The 25,375-nt window shown below is 68.7% G+C and carries 26 protein-coding genes and 3 tRNA genes; 16 read left to right on the forward strand and 13 right to left on the reverse strand.

What is annotated here, in order from left to right; genetic code table 11:
- The first annotated feature begins 23 nt into the window (after positions 1-23).
- From recF to ACIGEP_RS10740, 5 genes are all read left to right on the forward strand, one after another.
- Entirely contained in the window at positions 24-1,190 is a 1,167-nt protein-coding gene (recF, locus tag ACIGEP_RS10720; RefSeq protein WP_396661604.1) for a DNA replication/repair protein RecF, read from the forward strand.
- On the forward strand, positions 1,177-1,671 hold the full coding sequence (locus ACIGEP_RS10725; protein ID WP_396661605.1) for a DUF721 domain-containing protein: 495 nt from the start codon (positions 1,177-1,179) through the stop codon (positions 1,669-1,671). Before recF ends, ACIGEP_RS10725 begins: the two co-directional genes overlap by 14 nt.
- Positions 1,672-1,795: 124 nt before the next feature.
- A complete protein-coding gene (gene gyrB, locus ACIGEP_RS10730; protein WP_396661606.1) occupies positions 1,796-3,838 on the forward strand; it encodes a DNA topoisomerase (ATP-hydrolyzing) subunit B in 2,043 nt (680 codons plus the stop codon).
- Positions 3,839-3,891: 53 nt separating this feature from the next.
- Positions 3,892-6,450 carry a DNA gyrase subunit A gene (gene gyrA / locus ACIGEP_RS10735; RefSeq protein ID WP_396661607.1) on the forward strand — a complete coding sequence of 853 codons (2,559 nt, stop codon included), beginning with the start codon at positions 3,892-3,894 and terminating at the stop codon, positions 6,448-6,450.
- Positions 6,447-6,854, forward strand: a complete 408-nt coding sequence (locus ACIGEP_RS10740; protein ID WP_396661608.1) for a DUF3566 domain-containing protein — start codon at positions 6,447-6,449, stop codon at positions 6,852-6,854. The genes gyrA and ACIGEP_RS10740 overlap by 4 nt, the downstream gene beginning before the upstream one ends.
- A 21-nt stretch (positions 6,855-6,875) precedes the next feature.
- Here the strand turns inward: ACIGEP_RS10740 and ACIGEP_RS10745 are convergent, their stop codons facing one another.
- The gene (locus ACIGEP_RS10745; RefSeq protein WP_396661609.1) at positions 6,876-7,601 is read right to left on the reverse strand and encodes a VIT family protein; all 726 of its coding nucleotides are present in this window, start codon (positions 7,599-7,601) and stop codon (positions 6,876-6,878) included.
- A gap of 114 nt (positions 7,602-7,715) precedes the next feature.
- Between ACIGEP_RS10745 and ACIGEP_RS10750 the strand changes: the two genes are divergently transcribed.
- The 4 genes from ACIGEP_RS10750 to ACIGEP_RS10765 all read left to right on the forward strand — a co-directional run bounded on the left by ACIGEP_RS10750 (position 7,716) and on the right by ACIGEP_RS10765 (position 9,829).
- A tRNA-Ile gene (locus ACIGEP_RS10750) sits at positions 7,716-7,789 on the forward strand.
- 14 nt (positions 7,790-7,803) lie between these two features.
- Positions 7,804-7,876: transfer RNA gene (locus ACIGEP_RS10755), tRNA-Ala, on the forward strand.
- Positions 7,877-8,039: 163 nt separating this feature from the next.
- A complete protein-coding gene (gene sfnG, locus ACIGEP_RS10760; RefSeq protein WP_396661610.1) occupies positions 8,040-9,167 on the forward strand; it encodes a dimethylsulfone monooxygenase SfnG in 1,128 nt (375 codons plus the stop codon).
- Between the two features lie 236 nt (positions 9,168-9,403).
- Positions 9,404-9,829: an NUDIX hydrolase gene (locus tag ACIGEP_RS10765; protein WP_396661611.1), complete on the forward strand. Its 426-nt coding sequence runs from the start codon at positions 9,404-9,406 to the stop codon at positions 9,827-9,829.
- On the opposite strand, the gene ACIGEP_RS10770 is transcribed toward ACIGEP_RS10765, so the two are convergent.
- Together ACIGEP_RS10770 and ACIGEP_RS10775 are read right to left on the reverse strand one after the other, a co-directional pair.
- On the reverse strand, positions 9,820-10,317 hold the full coding sequence (locus ACIGEP_RS10770) for an aminoacyl-tRNA deacylase (protein WP_396661612.1): 498 nt from the start codon (positions 10,315-10,317) through the stop codon (positions 9,820-9,822). The genes ACIGEP_RS10765 and ACIGEP_RS10770 overlap by 10 nt on opposite strands.
- Positions 10,310-10,879, reverse strand: coding sequence for a DNA helicase (locus ACIGEP_RS10775; RefSeq protein WP_396661613.1), 570 nt, complete (start codon positions 10,877-10,879; stop codon positions 10,310-10,312). Before ACIGEP_RS10775 ends, ACIGEP_RS10770 begins: the two co-directional genes overlap by 8 nt.
- Before the next feature lie 100 nt (positions 10,880-10,979).
- On the opposite strand from ACIGEP_RS10775, the gene ACIGEP_RS10780 reads away from it, so the two are divergent.
- The gene (locus ACIGEP_RS10780) at positions 10,980-11,537 is read left to right on the forward strand and encodes a peptidylprolyl isomerase (RefSeq protein ID WP_396661614.1); all 558 of its coding nucleotides are present in this window, start codon (positions 10,980-10,982) and stop codon (positions 11,535-11,537) included.
- Positions 11,538-11,544: 7 nt separating this feature from the next.
- A complete protein-coding gene (locus ACIGEP_RS10785) occupies positions 11,545-12,420 on the forward strand; it encodes a rhomboid family intramembrane serine protease (RefSeq protein ID WP_396661615.1) in 876 nt (291 codons plus the stop codon).
- 57 nt (positions 12,421-12,477) lie between these two features.
- Here the strand turns inward: ACIGEP_RS10785 and ACIGEP_RS10790 are convergent, their stop codons facing one another.
- Complete coding sequence (locus ACIGEP_RS10790; RefSeq protein ID WP_251577380.1) at positions 12,478-12,714, reverse strand: cell division protein CrgA; 237 nt, start codon at positions 12,712-12,714, stop codon at positions 12,478-12,480.
- Between the two features lie 55 nt (positions 12,715-12,769).
- On the opposite strand from ACIGEP_RS10790, the gene ACIGEP_RS10795 reads away from it, so the two are divergent.
- Genes ACIGEP_RS10795 through ACIGEP_RS10805 form a run of 3 tightly spaced genes read left to right on the forward strand, consistent with a single transcriptional unit; the run spans position 12,770 to position 14,369 of the window.
- On the forward strand, positions 12,770-13,567 hold the full coding sequence (locus tag ACIGEP_RS10795; protein WP_396661616.1) for a class E sortase: 798 nt from the start codon (positions 12,770-12,772) through the stop codon (positions 13,565-13,567).
- The gene (locus ACIGEP_RS10800; RefSeq protein WP_396661617.1) at positions 13,567-13,734 is read left to right on the forward strand and encodes a hypothetical protein; all 168 of its coding nucleotides are present in this window, start codon (positions 13,567-13,569) and stop codon (positions 13,732-13,734) included. The genes ACIGEP_RS10795 and ACIGEP_RS10800 overlap by 1 nt, the downstream gene beginning before the upstream one ends.
- Entirely contained in the window at positions 13,731-14,369 is a 639-nt protein-coding gene (locus ACIGEP_RS10805) for an anthranilate synthase component II (protein ID WP_396661618.1), read from the forward strand. Before ACIGEP_RS10800 ends, ACIGEP_RS10805 begins: the two co-directional genes overlap by 4 nt.
- 9 nt (positions 14,370-14,378) lie before the next feature.
- Here the strand turns inward: ACIGEP_RS10805 and pknB are convergent, their stop codons facing one another.
- The 7 genes from pknB to ACIGEP_RS10840 form a co-directional block, all read right to left on the reverse strand.
- Positions 14,379-16,076 (reverse strand): Stk1 family PASTA domain-containing Ser/Thr kinase, encoded by a 1,698-nt coding sequence (pknB, locus tag ACIGEP_RS10810; RefSeq protein WP_396661986.1) that lies wholly within the window; start codon positions 16,074-16,076, stop codon positions 14,379-14,381.
- Between the two features lie 88 nt (positions 16,077-16,164).
- Positions 16,165-17,994: a protein kinase gene (locus ACIGEP_RS10815; protein ID WP_396661619.1), complete on the reverse strand. Its 1,830-nt coding sequence runs from the start codon at positions 17,992-17,994 to the stop codon at positions 16,165-16,167.
- Entirely contained in the window at positions 17,991-19,445 is a 1,455-nt protein-coding gene (locus tag ACIGEP_RS10820; protein ID WP_396661620.1) for a peptidoglycan D,D-transpeptidase FtsI family protein, read from the reverse strand. Before ACIGEP_RS10820 ends, ACIGEP_RS10815 begins: the two co-directional genes overlap by 4 nt.
- On the reverse strand, positions 19,442-20,818 hold the full coding sequence (locus ACIGEP_RS10825) for an FtsW/RodA/SpoVE family cell cycle protein (protein WP_396661621.1): 1,377 nt from the start codon (positions 20,816-20,818) through the stop codon (positions 19,442-19,444). The genes ACIGEP_RS10820 and ACIGEP_RS10825 overlap by 4 nt, the downstream gene beginning before the upstream one ends.
- Positions 20,815-22,044 (reverse strand): PP2C family protein-serine/threonine phosphatase, encoded by a 1,230-nt coding sequence (locus ACIGEP_RS10830; RefSeq protein WP_396661622.1) that lies wholly within the window; start codon positions 22,042-22,044, stop codon positions 20,815-20,817. The genes ACIGEP_RS10825 and ACIGEP_RS10830 overlap by 4 nt, the downstream gene beginning before the upstream one ends.
- Before the next feature lie 12 nt (positions 22,045-22,056).
- Positions 22,057-22,593, reverse strand: a complete 537-nt coding sequence (locus tag ACIGEP_RS10835; RefSeq protein WP_396661623.1) for an FHA domain-containing protein — start codon at positions 22,591-22,593, stop codon at positions 22,057-22,059.
- On the reverse strand, positions 22,590-23,321 hold the full coding sequence (locus ACIGEP_RS10840) for an FhaA domain-containing protein (protein WP_396661624.1): 732 nt from the start codon (positions 23,319-23,321) through the stop codon (positions 22,590-22,592). Before ACIGEP_RS10840 ends, ACIGEP_RS10835 begins: the two co-directional genes overlap by 4 nt.
- 143 nt (positions 23,322-23,464) lie before the next feature.
- On the opposite strand from ACIGEP_RS10840, the gene ACIGEP_RS10845 reads away from it, so the two are divergent.
- Positions 23,465-23,548 (forward strand) — tRNA-Leu (locus tag ACIGEP_RS10845).
- Between the two features lie 79 nt (positions 23,549-23,627).
- Positions 23,628-24,662, forward strand: coding sequence for an FUSC family protein (locus ACIGEP_RS10850; protein WP_396661625.1), 1,035 nt, complete (start codon positions 23,628-23,630; stop codon positions 24,660-24,662).
- On the opposite strand, the gene ACIGEP_RS10855 is transcribed toward ACIGEP_RS10850, so the two are convergent.
- Together ACIGEP_RS10855 and ACIGEP_RS10860 are read right to left on the reverse strand one after the other, a co-directional pair.
- Positions 24,653-25,048: a VOC family protein gene (locus ACIGEP_RS10855; protein ID WP_396661626.1), complete on the reverse strand. Its 396-nt coding sequence runs from the start codon at positions 25,046-25,048 to the stop codon at positions 24,653-24,655. The genes ACIGEP_RS10850 and ACIGEP_RS10855 overlap by 10 nt on opposite strands.
- Before the next feature lie 59 nt (positions 25,049-25,107).
- Positions 25,108-25,374, reverse strand: coding sequence for a metal-sensitive transcriptional regulator (locus ACIGEP_RS10860; protein ID WP_396661627.1), 267 nt, complete (start codon positions 25,372-25,374; stop codon positions 25,108-25,110).
- Position 25,375 lies beyond the last annotated feature (1 nt).

Here is a 25,375-nt window from a genome sequence, read left to right on the forward strand (position 1 = left end):
GTGCCTCGAAGGAGGGTGATCCGGTGATCGTGGAGCACCTGAACCTCGTCGATTTCCGCAATTATGCGGCGGCCGACGTGAGCCTGGCGTCCGGACCGAACGTGTTCGTCGGCCGGAACGGTCAGGGCAAGACCAATCTCGCCGAGGCGATCGGCTACTTCGCGACCCTCGGCTCGCACCGCGTCTCGCAGGACGCCCCGATGGTGCGTTACGGCGCGGATGCCGCGTTCGTCCGCGCGCGTCTGGCCTACGGCGATCGCCGCATCCAGCTCGAAGCGCAGCTCAACCGGTCCGGATCGAACAAGGCCCGGGTCAACGGTTCGCCGGTGCGCACCGCCGAACTCCCGAGGTACGCGCAGGTCGTCCTCTTCGCCCCTGAGGACCTGCAGATCGTGCGCGGCGACCCGTCGGCGCGTCGCCGCTTCGCCGACCAGCTCCTCGTGCAGCGCGCGCCGCGGATGACAGGCGTCCTCGCCGACTACGACCGCGTCCTCAAACAGCGCACGGCGCTGCTGAAGTCGGCGCGGGCCCGGGGACTCAAGGCGGATCAGCTCACGACGCTCGACGTGTGGGATGACAAGCTCATCTCCCTCGGCACCGAGATCATCCTGGCCCGTCTGCGTCTCGCCGAGGACCTCGCCCAGCCGATGCGCGATGCGTACGAGGCGATCGCGGGAGCCGATCACGATCCGCAGCTCGAATGGGTCCTCACGGTGGAGGGCGCCGACCCCGAGGACGACGCGGCCCCGGTCGCGCAGACCGGCTCGGCCATCGGGGCCGAAGCCGTCGCGGCATCCTTCCGCGCCGGACTCGCGGCCAAGCGTGCGCAGGAGCTCGAGCGGGGGGTGACGCTCGTCGGCCCGCATCGCGACGATCTTCTGCTGCGTCTGCGCGGACTCCCGGTGAAGGGCTACGCGTCGCACGGCGAATCGTGGTCGACCGCGCTGTCGTTGCGGTTGTCGTCCGCACAGCTCCTGCGCGACCAGCTCCGCCTGGGCGATCCCATCGTCATCCTCGACGACGTGTTCGCCGAGCTCGACGCCGATCGCCGTGCGCGATTGGCGGGTGTCGTCGCCGACTTCGAGCAGGTGATCGTGACGGCGGCCGTCGAGGGCGACGTCCCCGAGTCGCTCCGGGTCCGGACCGTCCGCGTCGAGGCGGGCACGATCGTGACGGATGCCGATGTCTGAGCCCGCCGGCATCCCCGAGACCGTCGCGACCTACCTGCGACTGCGCGGCCTCGAGCCCTCGGCCGCGAAGAAGCGCCGCCGCACGCGGCGGAACGACGACGACGAGAACCAGCCCTTCACGCCGGGTCGGGATCCCAAGGGTGTGGGCGACCTGCTCGCCGACCTGACACGCCAGTCGGGGTGGGACGCCCAGCTGGCGAAGGAGGACCTCGTCCTGCAGTGGGCCGAGGTCGCCGGCGAGGAGACCGCCCGTCACGCGGATCCGGTCGCGCTGAGCGACGGCGTGCTGACCGTGCAGTGCGATTCGACGGCGTGGGCGAAGAACCTGCATCTCATGCGAGCGACCATCGTCACCGAGCTCATCCGACGCTTCCCCGAGGCCGGTGTCGAATCCGTGCGATTCGTAGGCCCGGACGTCCCCTCCTGGAAATGGGGCCCCAGAGCCGTTCCAGGGCGGGGTCCGCGCGATACCTACGGCTGACCGACGTCCCGGAGCCTTCGGAAAGGTTTCATGCCGCCACAGCGGCGTTCAGCGGCGCGGAAACGGTCGAGGGCACTAGACTGTCATCAAGCCCAGACGATGGATTGTGGAGCGCGCGAAACCGATGACGTCAGATACCCCCGACAACATTCCCGAGGATCTCGACCCGCCCGCCGCACCCCGGATCCCCGCGGAGTACGGGGCTGACGAGATCCAGGTCCTCGAGGGCCTCGAGGCCGTCCGCAAACGCCCCGGCATGTACATCGGCTCGACCGGTGAGCGCGGTCTGCACCACCTCGTCTACGAGATCGTCGACAACTCCGTCGATGAGGCCCTGGCCGGCTACTGCGACACGATCCACATCACGATCCTGGCCGACGGTGGTCTGCGCGTCGTCGACAACGGCCGCGGCATCCCGGTCGACCCGCACTCCTCCGACCCCAGCAAGTCGACCGTCGAGGTCGTGCTGACCGTGCTGCACGCGGGCGGCAAGTTCGGCGGCGGCGGATACGCCGTCTCCGGTGGTCTGCACGGTGTCGGATCATCCGTCGTGAACGCGCTGTCGACCCGGTTCGAGGTCGAGATCGCGCGCCAGGGGCACATGTGGCGTCAGACGTTCTCGGGCGGCGGCAAGCCTGAAGGTCCTCTCGTCCAGGGCGAGCCGAGCGAGAAGACCGGGACGACCATCACGTTCTGGCCGGACGGGTCCATCTTCGAGACGACCCACTTCGACTACAACACGCTGCGCACCCGCTTCCAGCAGACGGCCTTCCTCAACAAGGGTCTGCGCATCACACTCACCGATGAGCGTCCCGACGCCGTCGACGTCGTCGACCTCCCCGAGGGAGGATCGGATGCCGTTCAACGGCACGACGACTTCCTGTACGAGCGCGGGCTCGTCGACTACGTCGAGTACCTGAACAAGGTCCGCAAGACCGACGTCGTCAACGACGAGATCATCGAGATCGAGGCCGAGGACACCGTCCGTCACATCTCGCTCGAGCTGGCGATGCAGTGGACCACCACGTACACCGAGAACGTCTTCACCTTCGCCAACACGATCAACACGCACGAGGGCGGAACCCACGAAGAGGGTTTCCGGGCCGCGATGACGACCCAGATCAACCGGTATGCGCGCGAGAAGGGCATGCTGAAGGAGAAGGACGTCAACCTCGCGGGCGAGGACATCCGCGAGGGACTCACCGCGGTCATCTCGGTGAAGCTGTCCGAGCCCCAGTTCGAGGGCCAGACCAAGACGAAGCTCGGCAACACCGAGGCGAAGGCGTTCGTGCAGAAGGTCGTGGGCGACCAGCTCACCGACTGGCTCGACCGCAACCCGCAGCAGGCCAAGCTCGTCATCACGAAGGCCGTCGAGGCGGCGACCGCGCGAATGGCGGCGCGCAAGGCCCGCGAGACCGCACGTCGAAAGAGCGTCTTCGAGTCGGCATCCATGCCCGAGAAGCTCAAGGACTGCACGAGCAAGGACCCGTCGATCAGCGAGATCTTCCTCGTCGAGGGCGACTCGGCCGGCGGCTCGGCGGTCTCCGGACGCGACCCCGAGCGGCAGGCGATCCTCTCGCTGCGCGGCAAGATCCTCAACGTCGAGAAGGCGCGGCTCGACCGTGCTCTCGGCAACGCCGAGATCCAGGCCATGATCCAGGCGTTCGGCGCCGGTATCGGACCGGACTTCGACGTCGCGAAGGCGCGCTATCACAAGATCGTTCTGATGGCGGATGCCGATGTCGACGGCCAGCACATCACGACGCTGCTGCTCACCCTGCTGTTCCGGTACATGCGCGGACTCGTCGAGGCCGGGTACGTGTACCTCGCACAGCCCCCGCTGTACCGGCTGAAGTGGTCTAACGCGCCGCACGAGTACGTGTACAGCGATACCGAGCGCGACGCGCTGCTGCGCGAGGGCGCCGCGGCGGGCCGCCGCATCCCGAAGGACAACGGCGTGCAGCGCTACAAGGGTCTCGGTGAGATGAACCCCAAGGAACTGTGGGAGACGACGATGGACCCCGAGACGCGCACGCTGCGTCAGGTGACCATCGACGACGCCGCCGCGGCCGACGAGATCTTCTCGGTGCTCATGGGCGAGGACGTCGAGGCGCGGCGCGGGTTCATCCAGCGCAACGCCAAGGACGTGCGGTTCCTGGACATCTGAGTCCGCCCGCATCCCGCCCCGGCACTCCGACGACGAACGAAGACTGAGAGAACATGGCTGACGAAGAGCGCCCCGACCCGACCGCCGGTTACAACCACGGCAACATCGACCAGGTCGACCTTCAGGTCGAGATGCAGCGGAGCTACCTCGACTACGCGATGAGCGTCATCGTGGGCCGCGCGTTGCCCCGCGTCGAGGACGGCCTCAAGCCCGTGCACCGCCGTGTGATCTACGGCATGTACGACGGCGGCTACCGTCCCGACAAGAGCTACTCGAAGTGCGCGCGCGTCGTCGGCGAGGTCATGGGTCAGTACCACCCGCACGGTGACAGCGCGATCTACGACGCCCTGGTCCGCCTCGTCCAGCCGTGGTCGCTGCGCTACCCGCTGGCCGACGGTCAGGGCAACTTCGGCTCCCCCGGCAACATGGGCGCCGCGGCCCCGCGGTACACCGAGACGAAGATGGCCCAGCTCGCGCTCGAGATGGTGCGCGACATCGACGAGGACACCGTCGACTTCGAGGACAACTACGACGGCCGCACGCGCGAACCGGTCGTGCTGCCCTCGCGGTTCCCGAACCTCCTGGTCAACGGATCGGTCGGCATCGCCGTCGGCATGGCGACCAACATCCCGCCGCACAACCTGCGCGAGGTCGCGGACGGTGTGCTCTGGGCGCTGGAACACCCGGATGCCACGCGTGAGGAGCTGCTCGACGCGCTGCTCGAGCGTATCCCCGGCCCCGACTTCCCCACCGGCGCACAGATCCTCGGCACCAAGGGCATCCGCGAGGCCTACCGCACCGGACGCGGCTCGATCACGATGCGCGCCGTCGTGAACGTCGAGGAGATCCAGAACCGCACGTGCCTGGTCATCACCGAGCTGCCGTACCAGGTGAACCCCGACAACGTCGCAGCCAAGATCACGGCCCTCGCCCGCGAGGGCAAGCTCAGCGGCATCGCCGACATCCGCGACGAGACGAGCGACCGCACCGGACAGCGCCTCGTGATCGTCCTCAAGCGGGACGCCGTCGCGAAGGTCGTCCTCAACAACCTGTACAAGCACACGCAGCTGCAGGAGAACTTCGGCGCGAACATGCTCGCGATCGTCGACGGGGTGCCCCGCACGCTCCCCCTCGACGGCTTCATCAGCTATTGGCTGACGCACCAGTTCGAGGTCATCGTCCGCCGCACGCGCTACCGCCTGCGCGAGGCCGAGAAGCGCATGCACATCCTGCGCGGGTACCTCAAGGCGCTCGACGCGCTCGACGAGGTCATCGCCCTGATCCGCCGCTCCCCCACCGTCGACGAGGCTCGCGACGGCCTCAAGTCGCTGCTCGAGATCGACGACGCGCAGGCCGATGCGATCCTCTCGATGCAGCTGCGTCGACTCGCCGCCCTCGAACGCCAGAAGATCATCGACGAGGCATCCGAGCTCGAGATCAAGATCGCGGACCTCAACGACATCCTCGCCTCGCGCGACCGGCAGAGCGCGATCATCGCCTCCGAGCTGAGCGAGATCGTCGCGAAGTTCGGCGACGAGCGCCGCACGCACATCCTGCACGGCTACGACGGCGACATGTCGATGGAGGACCTGATCCCCGAAGAGGAGATCGTCGTCACCGTCACGCGCAACGGCTACGTCAAGCGGACCCGCAGCGACAACTACCGCTCGCAGCACCGCGGCGGCAAGGGTGTGAAGGGCGCGCAGCTGCGTGCCGACGACATCGTCGAGCACTTCTTCGTCTCGACGACCCACCACTGGCTGCTGTTCTTCACGACGAAGGGCCGCGTCTACCGCGCGAAGGGCTACGAACTCCCCGAGGGCGGGCGCGATGCCAAGGGTCAGCACGTCGCGAACCTCCTCGCCCTGCAGCCGGGCGAGGACGTGGCGCAGATCCTCGACATCCGCGATTACGCGGCGGCGGAGTACCTCGTGCTCGCCACCCGCGACGGCAAGATCAAGAAGACGGCGCTCTCGGAGTACGACACGAACAGGCAGGGCGGCATCATCGCCATCCGCCTGCGCGGTCAGGACGAGGAGGACGGCGACGAGCTCGTCAGCGCGATGCTCGTCGACTCGACCGACGACCTGCTGCTCGTCTCGCGCCTGGGCATGTCGTTGCGCTTCACGGCCAACGACGAGTCGTTGCGCCCGATGGGCCGGTCGACCGAGGGCGTGAAGGGCATGTCCTTCCGCGACGGCGACAGTCTGCTCTCGGCATCCGTCGTCCGCGACGAGGGGTACGTGTTCGTCGTCACCCAGGGCGGCTACGCCAAGAGCACCTCGGTGGACCAGTACCGGGTGCAGGGCCGCGGCGGCCTCGGCATCAAGGTCGCGAAACTCCACGACGACCGGGGTGAGCTCGCCGGTGGTCTGATCGTCAGCTCGGACGACGAGGTCCTCGTGGTTCTTGCCAGCGGCAAGGTGGTACGCTCGGCCGTTGCTGAGGTGCCGGCGAAGGGTCGCGACACGATGGGTGTCGTCTTCGCTCGCCCCGATGACGACGACCGGATCCTCGCGATCGCCCGAAACGGTGAGCGGGGACTGGCTGAGAGTGCGGAGGCCGACGAGGCCGCCGCGGCTCCCGAGACCACCGAAGAGAGTGACGCATGAGCTCCGTAGCCGACAAGCTGGCCAAGAAGTCCTCGAGCCGGACGACCGCGAAGCAGGTCCGCCTCCGTCTCGTCTACCTCGACTTCTGGTCGGCGGTGAAGCTGTCGTTCCTGGCGGCGGTCGCCCTTGCGATCGTCACCGTCGTCTCGACGCTGCTCGTCTACCTCGTGATCAGCTCGACGGGTCTCGTCGGACAGGTCGACGCCCTGCTGGGCGCGGTCAACGGCGAGAACACCTTCACTCTGGCCTCGATCCTGAACCTGCCTCAGGTGATGGCGTTCGCTGCGGTCGTCGCGATCCTGAACCTCATCGTCGTGACGGTGCTGGGCGCGGTCCTCGCGGGGATCTACAACCTCATGGTCAAGGTCACCGGCGGCCTGCTCGTCGGCTTCACCTCGAACTGAGTCGGATGCCGCGGCATCCCGTCACGCGACGGAGGTGCCCAACAGCAGACCCAGCGCCCACGTGACGGCAAGGGCAAGCGCCCCGCCGACGACGAGACGGACGACGGCGCGACGCCTGCCGGCTCCGCCGAGTGTCGCCGACACGGTGCCGGTCATTCCGAGCGCGATGAGGACGGCGACGAAGGTTGTCGGGACCCGCCACTCGGCCGGCGGCAGCAGGATCGCAAGGAACGGCAGCAGTGCACCGAGCGTGAACGCGATGGCGGACGACACAGCCGCCTGCCACGGGCTCGTCAGTTCATCGGGGTCGATGCCGAGCTCGATGTCGAGATGGGAGCGGAGCGCATCGTGCGCGGTCAACTCTTCGGCGACGGCGCGGGCGGTCTCCTCCGAGAGGCCCTTCGCCCGGTACAGCTCGGCCAGCTCGGCGAGCTCCTCGTCGGGCATCTCGGCCAGTTCGCGGGTCTCCTTCGCGATGAGCGCTCGCTCGGTGTCGCGCTGGCTGCTGACCGAGACGTACTCGCCCAGCGCCATGGAGATGGCGCCACCCACGAGCGCGGCGGACGTCGCCGTGAGGATCGGGCCGAGGTCGCTCGTCGCCCCCGCGACACCGACCGCGACGGCGGCGACACTGACGATGCCGTCGTTCGCGCCGAGCACGCCGGCGCGCAGCCAGTTCAGTCGCTGCCCCAGGCCCGCCCCTTGCGGCTCGCGGTGGGCGGGTTCGCGGGGCGCGGTCGTGCTCATGAGGCCAGTGAACCAGACCGGACGGATGCCGCGGGCCGCCCGCGCTGCGGATTCGTCAAACGGCGCCCTCTTCGGGTAAAGTCTTGGAGGTTGCCGACGCGAGCCGGCAGCGACGGGGCTATAGCTCAGGCGGTTAGAGCGCTTCACTGATAATGAAGAGGTCCCAGGTTCAAGTCCTGGTAGCCCCACCGTCACCGCACCGGGGGCCTTAGCTCAGTTGGTAGAGCGCCTGCTTTGCAAGCAGGATGTCAGGAGTTCGAATCTCCTAGGCTCCACAGTTTCAGAAACGCCGGAACCCGTTCGGGTCCGGCGTTTCGTGTCGCGCCGGCCGTCACATCCCGTCACGCCGCGACACAGATCGTCGTCATCTTTGACACCCCGCCCTCCAGGGCCGAGATTCGTTCCGGAGTCCTCACCACGAGGCGAAGGGAGCGGATGATGACCGAGACGACGGAGGCCGTCGAGCCCACGAAGTTCGCGTACTGGGTACCCAATGTGTCGGGCGGGCTGGTGGTGTCGTCCATCGAGCAGCGCACCTCGTTCGACCTGGACTACAACATCGAGCTCGCTCGCACGGCGGAGCGGGTCGGTTTCGAGTACGCGCTCAGCCAGGTCCGCTACCTGTCCAGCTACGGTGCCGCCCAGCAGCACGAGTCCACCTCGACGAGCCTCGCTCTGCTGCTGGCCACCGAGAAGCTGAAGGTCATCGCCGCCGTCCATCCGGGTCTCTGGGAACCGGCGGTGCTCGCGAAGTTCCTGCTCACCGCCGATAACTTCTCGAAGGGTCGGGCCGCCGTCAACGTCGTGTCCGGATGGTTCAAGGACGAGTTCACGAAGCTCGGACTCCCCTGGCTCGATCACGATGAGCGCTACCGACGTTCGGGCGAGTTCCTTCAGGTCCTGCGCAAGCTCCTGACCGAGGAGAACGTCCGATTCTCGGGGGACTTCTACCGCGTGAACGACTTCACCCTGCGGCCCGGACCCTACGAGGTCCCCGGCCGGCCGCATCCCGAGATCTTCCAAGGCGGCAACTCCACGGCGGCGCGCTTCAATGGCGGCGCCTACGCGGACTGGTACTTCTCCAACGGCAAGGACTTCGACGGCTTCACCGAGCAGTACGACGAGGTGACACGGATCGCCGCCGAGCACGGCCGCCGCGTGCGCTTCGGCCTCAACGGGTTCGCGATCGTCCGCGACACCGAAGCGGAGGCCCGCGAGCAGTTGCGCGAGATCATTGCGAAGGCCGACACCGAGGCGGTCGAGGGCTTCCGCGCGTCCGTGCAGCAGGCCGGTGCCGCGACCGCGGACCGCAAGGGAATGTGGGCCGACTCGAGCTTCGAAGACCTCGTCCAGTACAACGACGGCTTCCGCACCCAGCTCATCGGCACGCCCGAGCAGGTCGCCCGGCGCATCGTCGAGTACCGGCGGCGGGGAGTCGACCTTCTCCTCCTCGGCTTCCTCCACTTCCAGGAGGAGCTCGAGCAGTTCGGTGAGAAGGTCATCCCGCTCGTGCGGGAACTCGAGGAGCATGAGGCCGCTCCGCAGCGGCGCCACGCCGACGTATGACGAATCTTGCGCGTTTCTTGAGGTGACGTTGCGCTGAGCTTGCGCCGGACGGGACACCATGAATGGTGTCGCCGTTGGAGACGACCCCCCGAAAGTCGGATCCATCGAAGAGCAGCAACTCCGCGGGGGGACGCGGAGTGTCTGGGGGCTCTGCCGCGACATCGCCTGGGGTGCGGGCTGGGGAGCTCGCGCCCCAGGCAGTCCCACACCGCCGACGTGACGCGTAGGGTGAACGGGTGGACATCCGCGTCGCCGCGTACGCCGTCGTCACCGACGGGGATCGCATCCTGCTCGCCCACTGGAACAGTCCCACGCGCCCGGCCTGGACGATGCCCGGCGGTGGGATCGATCCCGGCGAGGATCCGAAGGATGCCGCCGTGCGCGAGGTCTTCGAGGAGACGGGGTTCCACGTGGAACTCGACGGCATCCTCGGCACCGACTCGCAAGTGATCGCCGCCAAGGACAGACTGCACGGCGAGGGACCGATCCATGCGCTCCGCATCCTCTACCGCGCCCACATCGTCGGCGGCGACCTCCGCAACGAGGAGGACGGGTCGACCGATGAGGCGGCGTGGTTCCCGCTCGCCGACGTGCCGGGTCTGACCCGCGTCGGCCTCGTCGACACCGCCCTGCGGATGGCGGGGCTGCCGCCTCAGGCCTGACGCCCGCCCAACGGTTGCGAGATGTCGGCGACGGTCGCGTCGTAGGCACGGATGAGCTCGTCGGCATCGACGAAGAGGCTGAACCCGTGGGCACCGGCCCCCATCGCGATCCGGCGACCGGCGATCGACTCGTCCGCGTAGACGGGCCACTCCGTGGTGCTGCCGATCGGGGTGATGGTTCCGCGCTCGAAGCCTGTGGCGGCCAGCGCGAGCTCCGGCTCGGGCAGGCGCAGCTTGTTCACGCCGACGACGGCGCGCAGCTTGGGCCACGAGATGGCCCGGTCCCCCGGAATGAGCGCGAACAGATAGGTGTCGTCGCTGCGCTTGACGACGAGGGTCTTGACGATGTCGGACGCCGCCAGGCCCAGCAGACCGGCCGCCTCCTCGAGACTCCCCGCCGCGGGTCGGGCGACGAACTCGACCGACAAAGACCGGGAGCGCGCCGCCTCAGCGACGCGCTCCGACGGTACGGGCGTGGATTCAGGCATCCGGGGCGCGCAGCGGGTCGTCCGCCACCCACAGCTCGTCGTCCGCGCGCAGCGTCTGCCAGGCGGCGTAGAGCACCCCGGCGGCCGCGGCGATCCCGAGGATGAGGGCGATGACGCCGCCGGCGCTGGGGCCGCTCTTCTTCTCGGGGACGCTGAGCTTCTTGCTCGCCTTCTTGCCCGCCTTCTTCGCCTTCTTGCGGAAGTCGTCGGCGTCGAAACCGCCGAATCCCTTGCCCTTCGACAGGCGGTGGCGCTGGTCGTTGGCGACATCCCACACCGACAGCGCGGTGCCGACCACGGCTCCCGCAGCGGGGACGAGGGCGCCGTTGAGCACCTTGCGTCCGGTCTCGACACCGCGGTCGACGTACGGTGCGGCGTAACGCTCGTAGGAGTGCTTCGCAGCGGGCACCACGTGGTCGTGGTTGTACTTGCCGAGCTGGCGGCCCGCTTCGCGGGCGACCTCACCGGCCTGGCCCACCAGCACCTGCTGGGACTCCCAGAGGTTCGAAGCCTGCTTCTGCAGCTTGCGAAGTTCCTTCTTGGTCTTGCGGTTGAGGCTCACGGGGCCCTCCCTTTTCGGGGTTCATCCGGGGACGTAGTGGGTCCATACTGCCAGACGCATTCAGGCTGTGAGGGGGGTTGCAAGTGAGAGGATGATGGGTATGCCGATTCACTCCGCTGTCGCAACCCTGCACACCACCCACGGCGACATCGTCGTCAACCTGTTCGGCGATCAGGCGCCGCGCACCGTCAAGAACTTCATCGGCCTCGCCGACGGATCCCAGGCCTGGACGCACCCCGCTACCGGCAAGCCGGGCGAGGGCCCCCTGTACACCGACGTCATCTTCCACCGCATCATCCCCGGCTTCATGATCCAGGGTGGCGACCCGCTCGGTCAGGGCGTCGGCGGACCGGGATACAACTTCGACGACGAGATCAGCCCGGAGCTGAACTTCGGCAAGCCGTACCTGCTCGCCATGGCGAACGCGGGTCTGCGTCGCAACGCGATCACGGGCAAGGCCGAGGGCACCAACGGGTCGCAGTTCTTCATCACGACCGACCCGACGCCGTGGCTCAACGGCAAGCACACCATCTTCGGCGAGGTCGCCGATGACGCGTCCCGCGCCGTGGTCGACGCCATCAGCGCCGTCCCGACCGGTGCGCAGGACCGTCCGCTCGAGCCGGTCGTCATCTCGTCGATCGACATCTCCGAGGCCTGATCCCTTCGTGACCTCGGCCGACCCCCGGACCAATCCGGACAACTTCTGCTACCGGCATCCCGACCGGCAGAGCTTCGTGCTCTGCCAGCGGTGCCTCCGCACCATCTGCCCCGAGTGCCAGACTCCCCTCCCCGTGGGGGTCATCTGCCCGGAGTGCCACGCGGAGCAGCAGAAGGGCGCGCGGTCGGCCGAGGTGCGGCGGATGCCGGGGCGGTTCGCGCGAAAACTGCGCAGCGACCGCCCCGTCATCACCTACGCCATCATGATCGTCACGGTGGCGGTCTACCTGGTGCAACTGATCCCCGTCATCGGTGACACAGTCACGGGTGCGCTCGCCTTCGCTCCGCCGTACGTCGTGCCGGGCACCGGCGCGCCCTTCGAGCCGTGGCGGATGGTGACGGTCGCCCTCGTGCACTCGACACCGCTGCCATTCCATGTCGCGCTCAACATGCTGGCGCTGTGGGCGCTCGGGCGCAGTCTCGAGCCTCTTCTCGGCAAGGCCCGGTTCCTCGGGCTGTATGTGTTGAGCGCGATCGGCGGGTCGGTCCTCGTCGCGCTCATCGCCCCGGGCTCCGCCGTGGTGGGTGCGTCCGGCGCGGTCTGGGGACTGCTGACCGCAATGCTCATCATCGGTCGCCACGTCGGTGCGAACATCCTGCCGATCGCGATCCTGCTCGGGATCAACCTGGTGTTCTCCTTCGTCGGCGCGGGAGTGTCGTGGCAGTCCCACATCGGCGGAGGCCTCGTCGGTCTCCTGGTCGGCTTCGTGTTCTCGAGGACGCGCGCGCAGAACCGTCAGAAGCTGCAGGCACTCCTGCTCGTGGTGATCGGGCTCGGCCTGGTCGCGCTCGCCGTCACGGTCCCGGGACTGCTCTACCTCTGAGTTATCCACAGATTCATCCCCAGGTTGGGGATGAATCACACCGGTGTAATTTCGGGGTCAGCGCCAGCGCGTGGTCATCAGGAACCCGATGAACGCGATGCCGAAGCCGATCGCGAGGTTCCACGGCCCGATGTCGGGGATCGGGAAGGCCTGGCCGCTCAGGTAGAAGACGATGATCCAGATCAGACCGATGAGCATCAGCCCGAGCATGATCGGCTTGAACCAGACGGGGTTCGGGGCGGCTTCGCCCTCGGTCTGGACGAGTCGGTCGTCGTCCTTGTCTCCACGTGCCATGGGGGGAAGTCTACCTGCCAGCCCGGATTCAGCCTTCGCTGGCTAAACTCCGATCGTGACCGACTCCTCGCCCACGGAGCACCCCACCCGACGTTCGCGTCGTCCGCGTCCCCGTCGGCGCGCCACCGTCGCGAGCGTCCTCGGCGAGATCCTCCTCACCTTCGGTGTGCTGACCCTGCTCTACGTGTCCTGGCACACGTGGATCGGCGACGCCATCGTGCAGAGCGAGCAGCACGCGGCGGCCCAGGCTCTCGCGGACGAGTGGGCGAACGAGGCCCTGGAAGACCCGGCCCCGTCCGAGACCCCGGCACCCGATGCGACAGCGGAACCCGGCGCTCCGGCGGCGATCCCCGTCCTGGGCGACCAGTCGCACGGCGACGTGTTCGGGATCATGAAGGTGCCGCGTTTCGGGGCGAACTGGCAGTTCAAGATTGCGTCGGGCATCACCCGTCCCGACATCCTCGATCGGGGTGAGATCGGGCACTATCCCGACACCGCCATGCCCGGCGCAGTGGGGAACACTGCGTACGCCGCACACCGCTGGACCTCCGGCGCCCCTTTCGACCCCATCGACCGCCTCGTGATCGGCGACGCGATCGTCATCCAGACGAAGGCGGGGTGGTACACCTACCGGTTCCGCTCGCTCGAGTATGTGCAGGAGACCCAGGTGCAGGTCCTCCTCCCCGTGCCCAACCAGCCCGACGTCGACGCCAACGGACGCTACCTCACGCTGACCAGCTGCGCGCCGAAGCTCAACTCCCTGGAGCGCATCATCGCCTACGCCGTGTTCGACGAGTTCACCCCGACCGCCGACGGACCGCCGGCGTCGCTGACCGGCGGGGTGGGTGCCTGATGTACGCCGCACTGTGGCGGGTGCTGCCGGGTCCCTGGTGGGTCCGGGTGCTGATCCTGCTCGTGCTCGCCGCGATCATCCTGTATCTGCTCTTCTACTACGCGTTCCCCTGGGTCTTCCACACGCTCTGGCCGAGCGAGGAGTCGACCGTCGGCGGCGGCGGGTGACCGGCGGCATCCGCGTTCTCGTCGTCGACAACCACGACAGTTTCGTCCACACCCTGATCGGCTACCTCGTCGAACTGGGTGCGGGCGTCGACATGGTCGAATCGGATGCCGCCGACGTCCTCTCCCGGGTCGACGGGGCCGATGGCGTGGTGATCTCTCCCGGCCCCGGGACGCCCCAGGATGCGGGGGCGTCGATCGAGGTCGTCCGCCGGTGCGCGGCGACGGGGACGCCGCTGCTGGGGATCTGCCTCGGACATCAGGCAATCGCGGCGGCGTTCGGCGGTGTCGTCTCGCACGCGCCCGACCTCATGCACGGGCGGACGTCGGCCGTGCACCACGAGGGCGCGGGAGTGTTCGCCGGGCTGCCGGATCCCTTTACCGCCACCCGCTACCACTCGCTCGCCGTCGAACGGAGCACCGTTCCGGCCGAGCTGCGGGTGACGGCGTGGACCGCACCCGGAACGGTCATGGGTCTCGCCCATCGCTCCCTGCCGATCGAGGGCGTGCAGTTCCATCCCGAGAGCGTGCTCACCGAAGGCGGCTACCGGCTCCTGGGCACGTGGCTCGAGGGCATCGGAGTGACCAATGCCGCCGAACGCGGCGCCCGGCTCTCACCGCATCGCACCGTGGTGTGACCGCCCGGATCAGCCGCTGCAGGTCGTGAGGACGATCTCGGAGCCCACGGGCACCTCGCCGATCGCCGACTGGACCTTGACCATCCGCGGGTCGGTGGCCGGGCACGACGCATCCTCCTGGACGACCGGCTCGAGGCCGTACTCGTCGGAGCTCAGGATCTCGACGGCCTTGTCGACCGTGTAGTTCAGTGCGAAGTCCTCGACGGTCACGGTGCCGGTGGCGACCACGAGGTCGACCGCGGTGCCCAGCGGGACCTCGTCGCCGGGGTTCGCCGCCGCGCCGTTCACGGATCCACTGATGACGGCGTCGGCCGCACGGTCGGGATCGTTGCGTCGCGTGATGGACCCGAGCTTCAGGCCCTCCTGCTCGAGCGCGGAGGTGACCTCGGTGACGGTGAGGTTGACGAGGGTGGGGATCGCGGCGGTCTCGACGCCCTCCGACACGTAGACGGTGACCTGGTCGCCCGGTGCGACAGTGGTGCCGGCGACGGGGTCGGTGCGCACGACGGCGCCCTCGGGGATCTCGGCGCTCGTCTCGCCCACCTGCTGCGCCTCGAGCTGGTCCTTGTCGAGGACCTGCTGCGCACGGTCCCAGGTCATCGTGACGACGTCGGGCACGGTGAGCGCGTTGGGGGTGACGGTGCCTTCTTCGGGGCGGATGGTGCCCACCCAGATGAACACCGACACGAGCAGGACGGCGAGCATCGCGATTCCCGCCCACACCCACGCGACCGGAGGGCCGGCCTGGGTGCGTCGCATCGTGTCGTCGCTCGTGAGCTGCCGGAGCGACCGGGCCGTCTCGGCCGCCTGCTTCGGGTCGGGGCCGTACAGCTCGTTGCTGAGGTGCTCGACGCGTCGCTTGCTCGGTGCCTTTCGACCGGTCGCCGCGGCGAGGGCGTCGCGGAACGCGACCGCCGTCTGCGGACGCTGGAAGGGATCCTTCGCGAGCGCGCGGAGGACCAGCGCGTCGAGGGAACGCGGAACGGTGTCGACCACCTCGGACGGCGGGACGGGAGCCTCGGACACGTGCTGGTAGGCGACCGCGATCGGGTTCTCGCCGCGGAACGGCGGCTGACCCGTGAGCAGTTCGTACAGGACGATGCCGGCGGAATAGATGTCGGCGCGCGCGTCGACCGGGTCGCCCTTGGCCATCTCGGGCGAGAAGTACGAGGCCGTGCCGATGATCGCGGTGGTCTCGGCGACGGTCGACGACGAGTCCGAGACGGCACGGGCGATGCCGAAGTCCATGACCTTCACCTGACCGGCATCCGTCACCATGACGTTGCCGGGCTTGATGTCACGGTGGACGACCCCGGCGCGGTGGGAGTACTCGAGGGCCTCGAGGATGCCGTCGGTGTAGCGCAGGGCGTCCTCGATCGGGACGGGTCCCTCGCTGATGATGTCCTTCAGCAGGCGCCCGGAGACCAGCTCCATGACGATGTACGGCTCGGGATGCGGCTGCCCCGCGGCATCCGTCCTCGTCTCCTCACCGGCGTCGAAGACGCGGACGATCGCCGGATGCGACATGCGCGACGCGGACTGCGCTTCGAGGCGGAAGCGGGTGCGGAACGCCCCGTCGGCGGCGAGGTCGGGTTCGAGGATCTTGATCGCGACGTCGCGCCCGAGGGTGAGGTCCTGCCCGCGGTACACCGAAGCCATGCCGCCTCGGCCGATGAGGTCATCGACTCGATAGCGGCCCGACAGCACACGTTGCGGAACGGACACATCACTCCCCGGAATGGAACCCGGACAGCCTAACCGACCGCGCTCGAAAGCCTGCTGAAAGCGGGCGTGATCAGCCGTCCGCGCCGTTGTCCCCACCGTCGGCCGGCGGCGTCTCCTCCGGTGCCGCCACGATCGACGCCGATGCTTCGGGCGAGCTGCCCGAAACGCGCTCGGTGCTCTCGCCCGTGCACGTCACGGTGTAGGTCACCGAGAGCGCCTGGCTGCCGTTGTCGTCGACGACGATCTTCGCCGGGCGCTGATCGATGCCGAAGCTGGCCGTCGACTCCCCGTTCGTGTCGAAGACACCGCCCGAGAGCGTCATCGTGTAGCTCGACGCCGTCGGCGCGCCCGCGGGGCAGGTGTAGCTGTCCCACATGACCTGGACGGTCGATCCCGCGGTGACGGTGCCGTCGCCGTTGCCGCCCTCGATCCGCGGGGCGGCGGGGTCGGTCATCGCGGCGGCCTCGGTGTAGAGCGTGAGGGTGATGCGTTCGTCGGCGCCGACGTTTCCGGTCGGGTTCACGCGGTAGACCTGGCCGACCTGGTCGTCGGTGTCGGCAGCGTCGCCGTCCTGGCACAAGACGTTGGTGTAGCCGTTGTCCTTGAGGATCTGAGTTGCGTCTTCGCACGACTTCCCGACGAGGTCCAGCGTGGCGGGGTCGGGCGTCGTGGCCTCGGTCTCGGTCGGGGTGGGCGTCGGCGAGGACGCCGCGGGGCTCGACACCGCCGGAGGCCTCGACGAGCTCTGCACGGGTCCCGCCGAGTTCTGCGGCATGAAAAGCGTGATCAGGAAGCCGACGAGGACGATGGTCAGCAGCACGATGAGCGCGACGAGGGGCCAGGTCCACGGGCTCCGCTTCTTCTTGCGCGGAGCCGGGGCGGGCGAGGCCTGGTCGGTGGACAGCGCGGCCGTCCCGGTGCCGACGGCGGCGGCCGCGCCGAGGCCGGCCGCAGCGGCTCCGCCCGCGGGCAGGAGGCGGGTCGTGGCATCCGACCCCGATGTCGGGGTCAGCAGCTGCGTGAACGCGTCCGCGTCGGCGGCCCCGGCGATCGCCGGGACGATGGCCGCGGCGCCCGCGACGTCACCTCGACGCAGCGCACCGGCGGCGCGCGCGACGGCGGAGGTCGAGGCCGGACGATCCTCGGGCTTCTTCGCGATCATGCTCATCACGAAGCGCTGCACGGGTTCCGACACGGTGTCGGGAAGCGGCGGCGGGGTGTCGTTGATCTGCGCCATCGCGATGGCGACCTGCGACTCTCCCGTGAAGGGACGACGGCCGGCGAGGAGTTCGTAGGCGACGATGCCGAGCGAGTAGATGTCGGTGGCGGGGGATGCCGCGTGCCCCGACGCCTGCTCGGGCGAGAGGTACTGCACCGTTCCCATGACCTGGCCGGTCGCGGTGAGCGGCACCTGGTCGGCGATGCGGGCGATGCCGAAGTCGGTGATCTTCACGCGACCGTCGGGCGTGATGAGGAGGTTGCCGGGCTTGATGTCGCGGTGGACGAGGCCGGCCGCGTGCGCCGCCTGCAGTGCTGAGGCCGTCTGCGCGACGATGTCGAGGGTCTTGTCGGTCGACAGGGCGCCCTCGCGCTCGAGGATCGTCGAGAGGGCCTCACCGGGGACGAGCTCCATGACGAGGAAGGCGGAACCGTTCTCCTCGCCGTAGTCGAAGACGCTGGCGATGCCCTCGTGGTTCACGAGCGCGGCGTGACGGGCCTCGGCGCGGAAGCGCTCGAGGAAGCCCGGGTCGCCCATGTACTCGTCTTTGAGGATCTTGATGGCGACCGTGCGGCCGATGACGTGGTCGGTGGCCTCCCACACCTCGCCCATGCCGCCGATCGCGATCCGCGAGTCCAGTTCGTACCGTCCGCCGAAGCTCACACCCTGCGTCGGTCTCATTCGCTCAGCACCGCCTCAATCACTTTCTTCGCGATCGGGGCCGCGATCCCGTTGCTCGTGCCGTTCTGGCCGAGCCCACCACCGTTCTCCACCATCACCGTGACGACCACCTTCGGGTCCTCTGCGGGCGCGAAACCAGTGAACCAGAGCGTGTACGGGTCCCCCGGATTGTGCTCCGCCGTTCCGGTCTTCCCGGCGACGTCGACGCCGTCTATTCTCGCACCCGACGCGGCGCCGTTTTGGACATTGCCGATCATCATGGTCGTCATCGTCTCGGCGACCTCGGGGCTCAGCGCCTCGCCGAACTGGGTGTCGGCGGGCTCGTCCTGCACCGTCAGGTCGGCGGCGACCACGCGGTCCACCATCCGCGGATTCATGACGACACCGCCGTTGGCGATGCCGGCGGCCACCATCGCCATCTGCAGCGGGGTCGCGCGCACATCCGTCTGCCCGATGCCGCTCAGCGCGGTCTGCGGCTCGTCGAAGCCCTCGGGGTAGCTCGAGGCGGTCACGTCGAGGGGGATCTCGAAGCCGGAGTTGAAGCCGAACTTCTGTGCCTGCTCGCGGATCGCGTCGGTGCCGAGTTCGAGGGCGAGCTCGGCCATCGGGATGTTGCAGCTGAGCCGCAGTGCCGTCTCGAGCGTCGTCTTCTCGCCGGGACCGCAGGTCCCCCGGTCGAAGTTGTGGAGGACGTTGTCCGTCCCGGGCAGCGTGAAGGTCGCCGGGTTGTCGAACTCCGAGTCGGGGGTGTAGTCGCCCGACGCGAGCGCGGCCGACGCGACGACGAGCTTGAACGTCGACCCGGGGGGCTCCGTCTCGCGGGTCACCCGGTTGGTGAGCGGGCGCAGCGGGTCCGCCTGAAGCTCCTGGTCGGCGGCGTTCACCGCCGAACTGTTGTGCGAGGCGAGCAGGTTGGTGTCGAAGCTGGGGCTGGTGGCCATCGCGAGGATGCGGCCCGTGTCGGGCTCCATCGCGACGACCGCGCCCTCGAGACCGTCGAGGGCGTCGTACGCCACCTTCTGCAGCTCGGGGTCGAGCGAGAGGAGCACGTTCGAGCCGCGCGGCGGTTGACCGCTCACGATCTGGTCGAGGCGGGTGAGGAACTGCTGGCTGCCGGTACCGGCGAGGGCCGCGTTCATCGCGTACTCGAGGCCCGTCGACGAGCGGAGCACGGGGTTGATGAACCCCGTCACGGGCGCCCACATCTCGGCATCCGGATACGTGCGGATCCAGCTGTAGACGTCGTCGCTCGGCTTGGACGAGGCGATCGCGGTGCTGCCGGCGAAGATCGTGCCGCGCTGCACCGCGTACGAGTCGTACAGCGTGCGCCGGTTCTCGGGGTTCTCGTTCAGCTGACCCGCGAGGGCCACCTGGATCACACTCGTCGAGGCGAAGAGACTGAGGAACATCAGGAGCACGACGATGCTCAGTCGGCGGAGTTGCTTGGTCATCCGATCACCACCCGGGGCCTGGAGCGGACGGCATCCGAGATCCTCAGCAGGATCGCGATGATGAGGAAGTTCGCAATGAGCGAGGAACCGCCGGCCGCGAGGAACGGCATCGTCAGACCCGTCAGGGGGATGAGACGGGTGACGCCGCCGACCATGATGAACACCTGCAGCGCGAGCGTGAACGAGAGTCCCGTCGCGAGCAGCTTTCCGAAGTCGTCCTGCCCGGCGATGCCGATGCGGATGCCGCGGCTGACGAACACCATGTAGAGCGCGAGGATCGCGAAGACGCCGACGAGCCCGAGCTCCTCGCCGAGGCTCGGCAGGATGTAGTCGTTGTGGGCCAGCGGCGTCAGATCGGGACGCCCCAGTCCCCAGCCGGTGCCGATGAGGCCGCCGTGGGCGAGGCCGAAGATGCCCGAGACGAGCTGGAAGCTGCTGCCGTTGATGTAGTCGGGGTTGAAGGCGTCGAGCCAGTTCGAGAACCGCGACGCGACGTAGGGCAGGATCTGCGAGGCCGCGAGCGCTCCCGCCACCGCGAGGAGCACCCCGAGGATCGCCCAGCTCGCCTTGCCGGTCGCGACGTAGAGCATCGCGATGAACATGCCGAAGATGAGGATGCCGGTACCCAGGTCGCGCTGCAGGACGATGATGCCGAGCGACACGCCCCAGACGATCAGCAGCGGTCCGAGCTGGCGGGCGTGCGGCCACGTGATCCCGAGGAACCGCGTGCCCACCGAGGTGAGGGCTTCGCGCGTGCGGACGAGGTAGCCGGCGAAGAAGATCGCGAGGCAGATCTTCGCGAGTTCACCGGGCTGGAACGAGAAGACCCCGGCCACCGACACCCAGACGTCGGCGCCGGCCTCGATGCCGAGGCCGGGAACGAAGGGAAGCAGGAGCAGCAGGATGCCGCTCAGGCCGAAGACGTACGTGTACCGGAACAGCACCCGGTAGTTGCGGAGGAAGATCACGATGAGGATGGCGCCGCCGATCGCGATCGCCGCCCAGACCAGCTGGCGGAAACCGAGCGACGACCAGCCGAGGCGATCCTCCGCGATGTCGAGGCGGTAGATCATCGCGACGCCGATCCCGGTGAGGAGCGTGGCGATCGGAAGGACGAAGGGGTCGGCGTCGCGGGCGCAGATGCGCGTCACGATGTGGAGGGCGAGCGAGAGCCCGGCGAGCCATCCGCAGTAGGAGAGGAACGTCGGATCGATCTCGTCACGGGCGCCGAGCTGCACAAGGATCACGGCCGCCGTCGTCACGATGATCGCGAACAGGAGCAGACCCAGCTCGCGGTTGCGTTGAGTCGCCGGCATCCGGAGTTTCCGGAGCGCCTTGATGACCGTCGTGTCGGTCTCTACCGCGGCTGTCATGGGGTCCCCTGGCGGAGGTTGTCGACGATCGCCTGCGCGTCGGCGAGCGATCGGGCGGAGATGGTCTGCTCGACGGACTGTCGCTGGTAGGCGGGCAGGTCTGCGAGGAGGATGTTCGTGTCCTCGTAGGGCGTCGACAGCGAGATCGGACCGATGTCCTGCTGGATGCCGCGGTAGATCACCACGCTGTCGTCGTCGGGGCCGACGAAGTAGCGCGTCTGCGTCCAGGCGTACCCCGCGAAGACGCCGGCGGCGAGCACGGCGACGATCGCGATGAAGCCGACGAACCACCACACCCGTCGGCGGCGCGCCCGTCGGCGGTCCTCTTCGATGAGTTCCTCGAGGTACTCGGCTGCAGGTTCGAAGTGGCTGGGTTCGTTCGCCGCCTGTCGACCGGTCTGGAACCACCCGGTGCGCGCCGGCCGGGCGACCGGGACCTCGATCCCCTTTGGGGTGGCGGCCGAACCCACGACGGTCGCGGTGCCGCTGAACATCGGGTGCCGTCCGCCCACGTCGACGAGGACGATCGTGACGTTGTCGGGGGCACCGGCATCCAGCGCCAGCTTCAAGAGCATGTCGGCGGTACGACCCGGCGCGAGGTCCTGGCGCAGGACCTTCGCGGTCTGAGCGTCGTCGACGACGCCGCAGAGGCCGTCGGAGCAGATGAGCCAGCGGTCACCCGGCTGGGTCTGCATGATGAACGCGTCGACCTCGGGGTCGGTGCCCATGTCACCGAGCACGCGCATGAGAACCGAGCGCCGCGGGTGGTAACGGGCCTCTTCGGGGGTGATGCGTCCCGAGTCGACGAGCCGCTGCACGAACGTGTGGTCCGTCGTGATCTGCGTGAGTGCGCCGTCGCGGAACAGGTAGACGCGGGAGTCCCCGATGTGGGCGATGACGGCGTAGTCGTCGACCATGAGCACGGCACTGACCGTCGTGCCCATGCCGGCGAGCTCGGGACGCTCGGCGACCGTGTCGACGAGGACGTGCGCGGCGTCGACGATCGACTCGCGCAGTTCACGCTCGGCCTCGGCCGGTGTGGGGAACGCGTGGTCGAGACCTTCGAGGTGGTGGACGGCGATGCTCGAGGCGATGTCACCGCCGGCGTGACCGCCCATGCCGTCGGCGACGACGAACAGGTTCGAGCCCGAGAAGCCCGAGTCCTGATTGTTGGAGCGGACCTTCCCGGTATGCGAGATGGCGGCGCTCGAGCCCTCGAAGACCATCGGTGCGGGCCGTTACTTCCGCAGCTCGAACGTCGTGGCGCCGACCTTGATCGGAGCTCCGACGATCACCGGGACGGGCGAAGCGACGCGCTCGCCGTCGTGCCAGGTGCCGTTGGTCGAGTCGAGGTCCTGCACCATCCACTGCTCGCCCCACAGCACGAGACGGGCGTGGTGGCTCGACGTGTAGTCGTCGCGGATGACGAGGCCCGACTCGCTCGAGCGCCCGATCGTGAGGGGCTCGTTCCCGAGGGGGAGCTCGAGCCCCGCCTTGGGGCCGCTCGTGATGACGATGCGGGAGACCGTGTTCACCGTCGCATTCTGCGGGCCCGACGGTGCCGGCGAACGGGTCATGACCGGAGAGACGATGGACGTCTCCGCGTTCGCCGGGGCGGTGGCGACGGGGCCGGGGGCCGCCGGCGCCGGCTCGGGCATCTTGCGGACCTTCACGCCGAACAGGTCGGCGCGCAGCGAATAGACGACCGCGAAGACGAAGAACCACAGCAGGATCAGGAACCCGATCTGCAGCAGCAGGAGTGTCAGTTCGCTCATGCCTGGCCTCCGAGGTCGAACAAGCGGGTCGCCGGGTCCTGCGGCCGCGGGGGGATGCGGGACGCCTGCGCGACGACGCGGAACGTGATGCGGGTGCGGCCGATGGTGACGACCGAGTCGGGTTCGAGGGCCGCCTCCGAGACCTTCTGGCCGTTCAGCTGGGTGCCGTTGGTCGAGCCGAGGTCGCGGACCATCGCGCGACGTCCGTCCCAGAGGATCTCGACGTGCCGGCGGCTCGTGCCGGCGTCGGGGATCGTGATGTCGGCATCCGTCCCGCGACCGATGACGGTGCGGCTGCCGGTGAGCGGGTGCTGCGTGCCGTCGATCTCGACGACGCCGTGCCAGGAGACCTCCTCGGCAGACGCGGACCTGGAGTCCACTCGCACCGTTCCGGTCGTGAGCGACTCGTCGGGGTTGATGGCGAGTGAGACGGGGCCGGCGAAGCTGTACTTCTGCGCCTTCGCGTGGCCCTCGACGAGCTGGACGAGCTCGTCGTGCAGCGTGCGGCCGAGGGCGCCCATCCGCTCGTGGTCGGCGGGGGCGAGTCGGACGACGAGTGTGTTGGGCACGAGGATGCGGTCGCGCGAGACGACGGCGGCCTTCGCGTCGAGCTCGGCACGCAGTGCGGAGGCGATCTCGACAGGCTGCACACCGCTACGGAAGGTCTTCGCGAACGCACCGTTGACGGCGCGCTCGATTCCCTTCTCGAAGCTGTCAAGTAGTCCCACGGGGCTCCTCAGGCAGTCTGGACCGGTGCTCACATGCTAGTTGTCGACCCTGGCAGGGTCTGGGGAACACAGCTGCGGCCGTTTCTCCGGCAGGCTCGCGCCATGATATCCTCGGAAAGTTGATCCCGTGGCGACACGGGCTCGCGCGAGTGGCGGAATAGGCAGACGCGCTGGCTTCAGGTGCCAGTGCCCGAAAGGGCGTGGGGGTTCAACTCCCCCCTCGCGCACAGACAGTGCGACACGAAGCCGGTCGGTGGTGAAAACCCCGACCGGCTTCGTCGTTTCCGGGCCTCGTAAGCTCGTACGGTGAACACGTCGCGCGGCCGGATCTGGACCGGCGTCGTCCGCGTCGCGCCGTACGACCGCGACCACACCGTCGCCATCCGCGCCGCCATCAGTGTGGGCGTGCCGCTCCTCGTCCTGTGGTCCATCGGGCGGCTCGACCTCAGCATCTACGCGAGCTTCGGAGCGTTCGCCGCGCTGTACGGTCGCACCGACGCGATCGGTGACCGGGTCCGGATGCAGGTGGCCGCCGGCGCGGTCATGGTCACCGCGATGCTCATCGGGACCGCCGTCTCGGCGAGCGGTCTGCCCGCCCTGGGTGCCATCGCCGTCGTGGCTGCCGTCGCGTCAGCGGCGACCCTGCTCGCCTATGCGACGCAGTGGCATCCGCCGAGCGCTCTGTTCGTCGTGTTCTCCGCAGGAGCAACGGCATCCATCCCGGCCGACACCTCCCGCTTCGGGGACGTGCTGATCGTCGGCCTCGCCGCGGTGGTCTTCTCCGTCCTCGTGACGCTCGCCTCCGAGACGGTCAGCCAGAGGGGTCTTCCTTCGCTGCCGCGGACGAAGAACCGTCTATCGGTCGGCACCGTGGCCACCGAGATGGCGGTGACCGTCGCCGTCGCGACCCTCCTCGCAGGCGCGGCCGGATACCTGCTGCTCGATTCGCACTGGTACTGGGCGATGGTCGGAGCGGTCGCAGCGGTCAGCGGGCCGCACGTGAAGGCCCGCGTGATCCGAGGTCTCCAGCGCCTCATCGGCACCGTGATCGGCGTGCTCGTGGCGGCCGGCATCCTCTCCCTGGGATTGCCGCCGCTTGCCGTCATCCTCACCGCCGTCGCCCTGCAGGCGGGCGCCGAACTGTTCGTGGGCCGCAACTACGCGATCGCGATGATCTTCATCACGCCGCTCGCGCTGCTCATGGTGCAGCTCGCGGCCCCCACGACAGTGACCGTCCTGTTGACCGACCGACTGGCCGAGACCCTCATCGGCATCGTCGTGGGGACGGTCGTGGCTCTCGCGTCGGCGCTCGTCCGCCGCCGCATCCGGCGTCAGCCCTGATACCCGATCAACCAGGTCACGCCGAAGCGATCGGTGACCGTTCCGTCGTGGTCGCCCCAGGTGCGCAGCTGCAGGTCGTCGACGACGCGACCCCCGTCGGCCAGCCGCGCGAACCACGTCTCGAGCACGGCGGGTTCGGCGGCGCCGAGCAGGGCGAACATGACGCCGCGCAGCGCGAGGGCCTCGTCGCCCGGCCCGCCGTCCGACGCGAACAGCGGCACCGCTCCGGTGAGCATCCCGTGCGCGATGAAATCGCCCGGACCGTCGACGCGCTCGAACTCCGCGAAGGTGTGGAGCACGAGGTCGCCGCCGAACACCCCCTGATAGAAGAGGAGCGCGTCGCGTGCCGTGCCGGGGAACGTCAGGTACGGGGTGAGGCCGGTCATCCGCTCACCGTAGACCGCTCGGTCCCGGCCTGACCAGAGCGGATGCCGGTGCCCGCCGCTCAGCTGAGCGACAGGAACAGCTTCTCGAGGTCGGCCATGCGCAGCTCCGGGTCGTCGTCCTCGAGGCACTGCTGCATCGCCGTCGCGATGACCGCGAAGCCGGCCCGGTCGATCGCGCCAGACACGGCCGAGAGCTGCGTCACCACCTCTCGGCAGTCGCCGCCCCCCTCGACCGCCGCGATCACGGCCGCCAGCTGACCCTGGGCCCGCTTCAACCGGTTCGCGATCCGGCGGACGGCATCCTCGTCGCGCAGAGCGGCCGACATC

It is taken from the genome of Microbacterium sp. NPDC077663, assembly GCF_044542795.1.
Taxonomy (GTDB): Bacteria; Actinomycetota; Actinomycetes; order Actinomycetales; family Microbacteriaceae; genus Microbacterium.